We start from the raw sequence: 4,522 nt of genomic DNA, 5'->3' as shown, positions 1-4,522 counted from the left end.
CGCCGGTTCCGGCCGCGGTGCAGGTCGCATCGACATCGCCGCCTCCATTCACCCCGGCAGCCAGGACGAAGACAACGACGACTGCTGCCACACCGTTCATGATCAGGACAGGCACCATCAGATCATGAACCGGAGCCACCAATCCGAGTTAACCAGCAGAGTCGTACAGGCTTGGGCGAGAGCTTGATAGGCTCGGTGCCGATTGTAAGCCCGCGTACCAGAGAAGCCCTGCAAGGCCGTTTCTGCCTCACGCGCCCGTTGAGCTCCTCGGGCTCCATGAGCTCCCACCCGAGCGCGGAAGTGGCGCGCTCGACTTCGTTCATGCGCCACCCGCCCATGTCGAGCGGGGCCACCTTTCTCACCAGGTTCTCGAACATGTCGGCCTCAAGCCAGCTGCCGCGAGGAAGGTTGTTCTCCATCCGGCGCAGAGTAACGATCTCTCCGGGGCCGGGCAAAGGCGTGCCCCGTCCCGCCGCCGGGCGAGGCCCACGTGCGCCTCGTTGCGACTGAGTTCTACGGCGCGCTCGTCGGGGTGCGGAGAACGAAGGACCGAAGCCCTACAAGACCATGACCTGGCCGGATGACATTGTCGGCAGGCACACTGCCCGCAAGGCCGTGACCCTCCTGCTCGACACCGACACCTTCGGCTCGGACAAGGTCGACTCCATCATCGGCGATCTCATCCGCGACCTCCGCTGACCTGAATCGACGCGCGACCCCGTGCGGTGTCCGCACGGGGTCGCGGCTGCTGATCCGCTACGGCTTGGTGTAACCGCCGGTGTACGCGCCCGCTCCGCTGTAGGCGTGCACCCGGACGCGGTACGTCCCGGCCGTTCCGTTGTAGGTCAGCGACTCGTCAGGGCCGCTGCCGTTGCTGCTGGCCACCGTGGTCCAGCCGAAGATGCCTCGCTTCTGCAGGTACAGGTCGAAGTCGACCCCGGTGGGCCCGTCGAGGCAGGCACGGTGCGTCCCGGCGGCCGCCGTGTACCCGGTGCTGCTCGGGTAGTACACGTTCTGGCCGCTGGTCAGGTTGCCGGAGATCGGCGTCTGGTAGCCGGTGCAGTTCCCCGGGGTGGTGCCGACCGTGATGCTCTTGCTGGTGGAGTTCGTGGCCCCGCCGTTGTCGGTCACGGTGAGCGTCACGGTGTAGGTGCCGGCCGCCGCGTAGGTGTGCGAGACGGTGGCGCCGCTGCCGGTGGAGCTGTCACCGAAGTTCCACGCGTAGGAGGCGATGGTGCCGTCCGGGTCGCTGGAGCCGGATCCATTGAACGAGCACGCCCGCGTGGTGTTGTCGCACGACTCGGTGAAGCTCGCCACCGGCGACTGGTTGCCGCCCGAGCCCGGCGGGTACTGCGTGGCGTCGTGCACGTCGAGCAGCGGTTCCTTGACGCCGTCCGTGGAGTCGTCGGTCCAGTTGGAGTTGCCCGTGGTCCGCAACTTGTCCCGTACGGCCAGCGCGCCGGTCCGGTTGGTCGGCTTGTGGGAGCCGCTGGTCAGGACCGCCGCCGCGCCCGCGACGTGCGGGCTGGCCATGGACGTGCCGCTGATGGTGTTGTAGCCGCCGTTCATCCAGGTGGAGTAGATGCAGGTGCCGGGTGCGGCGACCTCGACGGTGGTCCCGAAGTTGGAGAACCAGGCGAGCGTGTCGTCGGTGTCGGTGGCGCCGTCGGTGCGGCACGGCACGGTGATCGTGCCGACCAGGCCGCCGGGCAGGCCGTCGAAGTCGGTCAGCGCGGAGACGGTGACCACGTCGGGGTGGTTTGCCGGGAAGAACCCGGAGGCGTTGGCCGAGCTGTTGCCCGCGGCCACGACCACCACGACGCCCGCGTTGGTGGCGTTGGTGATGGCGTTGCTGATCGCCGAGCTCGTGCAGCCCTGGCAGCCGAGGCTCATGTTGATGACCTCGATCGTGCTCGCCCTGGCCACGACCCAGTCGATGCCCGCGGCGATGCCGGCCAGCGTGCCGGAGCCGGCCGAGTTCAGCACCTTGAGCGCGTGGATCCTGGCGCCGGGGGCGACGCCGACCGCGCCGATGTTGTTGTCGATGGCGCCGATAGTGCCGGCCACGTGGCTGCCGTGCCCGTTGTCGTCGTCACCGGTGCCCGAGCAGGTGCCGCTGGTGCAGTTGGTGCTGGCCACCACGTTCAGGTCGGGGTGGTCGAGGTCCACTCCCGTGTCGATCACCGCCGCGTCGACGTCGATGCGGACGTCGTCCGTGCCGTCGATGTCGAGGTTGATGTTCTGGTCGGCGAAGATGCGCTTGATGCCGCTCGGCACCGTCTGGGCGAAGGCGTGCACCTCGTGGTCGGGCTCGACGGTGAGCACACCCGCCTCACCCCTCAGTTTGGCGGCCTCCTCGGGGGTGAGGAGCGCCGTATAACCCTGGAAGGCGTACCGGTAGGTGCCCACCAGCACACCCTTGTGCGCCGCGACCTGCTGCTGCGCCTGCTTCGCCACCTGCGCCCGGGACACGTTGGCGAGCTGGACGATGTAGCGCTGCTGGTCTGCGGCGGCTGGGGCTGCGGCCTCGGCGACGGTGGCCCAGCTGGACAGTGCCAGGCAGACGCCGGAGGCCAGGGCTAAGAGGGTCCTTGTGAGACGCATGTGAAAGCCTTTCTCCGGGGGTGACATGAGCGGTGCTCATGCGGCTTGTGCGGAACATCGCATATGACAGCGAGTCAGGCAATACTGAAATAATTGTCATAGATCGTCTCAGCGACCCCGGATGGCGCCGATCGGCGGCCTCGTGGTGGCCGCCCCCGACGCCCCCGGCCGCGGAGACGATGCCGCCGCCATTCCTCCGGTTCAGAGCTTCACGGGCTGGTTCCGGCACATCCGAAAACAGGGCCCGCAGGGGGATCAGCCGGGCAGGAGGAAGCGGCGGATCTCGGTGGCGACCCGTCGCGGCGCGCCGCGCCTCGCGGTGTTGGAGGTGGCGCTGTGGTCGAGGCCCTCCAGCTCCACCCGCCTGGCGTGGGGCAGCACCCCTTCCAGCGCGGTGAGCGCGGCGCGCAGGTGGGCGGGGCTCTTGGTGCCGCCGAGCAGCAGCACCTCGGCCCGCGTCGTCTGATACGCCGCCAGGTTCCCCGCCGTCTCCGCCGCCACCTGCCCGTCGCAGTGCAGGGACGGCGCGAGCTCCCTGAACGTCGGCTCCGACCCGTTCGCCGCGCCCTTGTCCTCGCGTTTCAGCATCATGCTCGTGAGCAGCACCAGCACCGGCCGCGGCACCGCGTTGAGCATCGGCGGCCCCAGCCGGCTGGCCTTCATGCCGGTCACCAGCGCCGCGGGGGTCCGTCCCGTGGCGATCTCGCGGTCGAAGCGGGCCAGCCAGTCCGTCGGCTGCGAGCCGTCGACGTCCAGCGGCGGTTCGAAGAGCACGGCCTTGCGCACCAGGTCGGGCCGTTCCAGCGCGGTGCGCAGCGTGATGATGGCTGTGCCTGCCGAAAACTCCGTCCGTGCAGTTCAAGCGGCACGCGAGTATTCGTGAAGGACTCCACCGAGCCGGTCTCGTCGGCGTACGTTCAGGTCGACGATTCCAGCCGGATCGGTGATGGGATCCGGGACGGCGCGTAGCGGAGCCGCCTGATCCAGGGCTTGATGGGCCCGATGCCGGTTGTAGAACGCCTCATATTCATGCAGGGCGTGCCGCAGGTGGCGTTCGTTCCAGAGCAGGCATCGATCCAGAAGCTCACGACGGCAGGACCTCACCCACCGCTCCATGATCGCGTTCATGCGTGGCACGCGGACGCCGGTGAGCACCGTGTGGATGCCGGCCTCGGCCAGGATCTCGTCCATGAGTTCCGGGAACTTCCCATCCCGGTCCCGGATCAGATAGCGCGCTCGGCAGCCCGCGTCCTCCAGATCCATTACGAGGTTCTTGAACGCCTGAAGCACCCAGCTCGCGGTCGGGTGGGCGGTGACGCCCAAGACGCGGACGCGCTGGGTGGCGTGCTCGATGACGGCCAGGATGTACCGGCGCTGCCCGTTCAAGGTGACGGTCTCGATGAAATCGCAGGCCAGCAGCGCGTCAGCTTGGGAGCGCAGGAAGTCGGCCCACGTGGTGGACGCCCGCTCGGGTGCCGGATCAACACCTTCCTGCTTGAGGATCTCCCAGACGGTGGAGGGTGCGACCTTGATACCGAGGGTGGTGAGTTCGCCGTGCACGCGCCGGTAGCCCCATGACGGGTTCTCTTTGACCAGCCGTAGAACGAGAGCGCGGATGGAGCGCACAGTAGGCGGCCGTCCGGGCCGCTGCGGTCACGTCCAGCGAAGTGGTGTATGAGTTGATCTTCGCGTGATCCTGTTTCTGCAGGTTAAGCGGTAAGTGTCTGCAGGATGGGGTTCTGCTGCGGCGTGTCGCCGTCGATCACCCGCATGCGAGCTTTCGCCAAAACGTCCAGGCCCATGTAGCGACGGGCCTCGCTCCACTCGTCGGTCTGCTCGGCCAACACCGCGCCGACGAGTCGGACGATCGAGCCGCGATCGGGGAAGATTCCCACCACGTCGGTGCGGCGGCGGATCT

At 68.1% G+C, this 4,522-nt stretch carries 6 protein-coding genes; 1 reads left to right on the top strand and 5 read right to left on the bottom strand.

Translation table 11 applies throughout. The features are described 5' to 3' along the window. Positions 1–122: 122 nt before the first annotated feature. On the bottom strand, positions 123–419 hold the full coding sequence (locus AC3EO4_RS55420; RefSeq protein WP_431904899.1) for a hypothetical protein: 297 nt from the start codon (positions 417–419) through the stop codon (positions 123–125). 148 nt (positions 420–567) lie between these two features. Here AC3EO4_RS55420 and AC3EO4_RS55415 point away from each other — a divergent pair, with 148 nt between their 5' ends. Continuing rightward, a complete protein-coding gene (locus AC3EO4_RS55415; RefSeq protein WP_431904897.1) occupies positions 568–699 on the top strand; it encodes a hypothetical protein in 132 nt (43 codons plus the stop codon). 57 nt (positions 700–756) lie between these two features. On the opposite strand, the gene AC3EO4_RS55410 is transcribed toward AC3EO4_RS55415, so the two are convergent. The 4 genes from AC3EO4_RS55410 to AC3EO4_RS55395 all read right to left on the bottom strand — a co-directional run. After that, the gene (locus AC3EO4_RS55410; RefSeq protein WP_379580856.1) at positions 757–2,604 is read right to left on the bottom strand and encodes a S8 family serine peptidase; all 1,848 of its coding nucleotides are present in this window, start codon (positions 2,602–2,604) and stop codon (positions 757–759) included. A gap of 255 nt (positions 2,605–2,859) precedes the next feature. Beyond that, complete coding sequence (locus AC3EO4_RS55405; protein ID WP_431904896.1) at positions 2,860–3,378, bottom strand: alpha/beta fold hydrolase; 519 nt, start codon at positions 3,376–3,378, stop codon at positions 2,860–2,862. Positions 3,379–3,462: 84 nt separating this feature from the next. Then, positions 3,463–4,164 (bottom strand): integrase core domain-containing protein, encoded by a 702-nt coding sequence (locus tag AC3EO4_RS55400; protein WP_379580858.1) that lies wholly within the window; start codon positions 4,162–4,164, stop codon positions 3,463–3,465. 149 nt (positions 4,165–4,313) lie between these two features. Then, positions 4,314–4,522: transposase (locus tag AC3EO4_RS55395; protein WP_431904893.1), on the bottom strand; the 209-nt coding region annotated here is incomplete at its 5' end.

This window comes from Nonomuraea sp. bgisy101 (assembly GCF_057708945.1).
The sequence above is the reverse complement of the archived record's forward strand: the minus strand, read 5'-3'. Positions and strand labels throughout refer to the sequence as shown.

Bases quoted from the DNA above. Each gene is read 5' to 3' on its own strand.
- AC3EO4_RS55410 (WP_379580856.1), bottom strand. From the start codon at position 2,604: ATGCGTCTCACAAGGACCCTCTTAGCCCTGGCCTCCGGCGTCTGCCTG.
- AC3EO4_RS55415 (WP_431904897.1), top strand. From the start codon at position 568: ATGACCTGGCCGGATGACATTGTCGGCAGGCACACTGCCCGCAAGGCC.
- AC3EO4_RS55420 (WP_431904899.1), bottom strand. From the start codon at position 419: ATGGAGAACAACCTTCCTCGCGGCAGCTGGCTTGAGGCCGACATGTTC.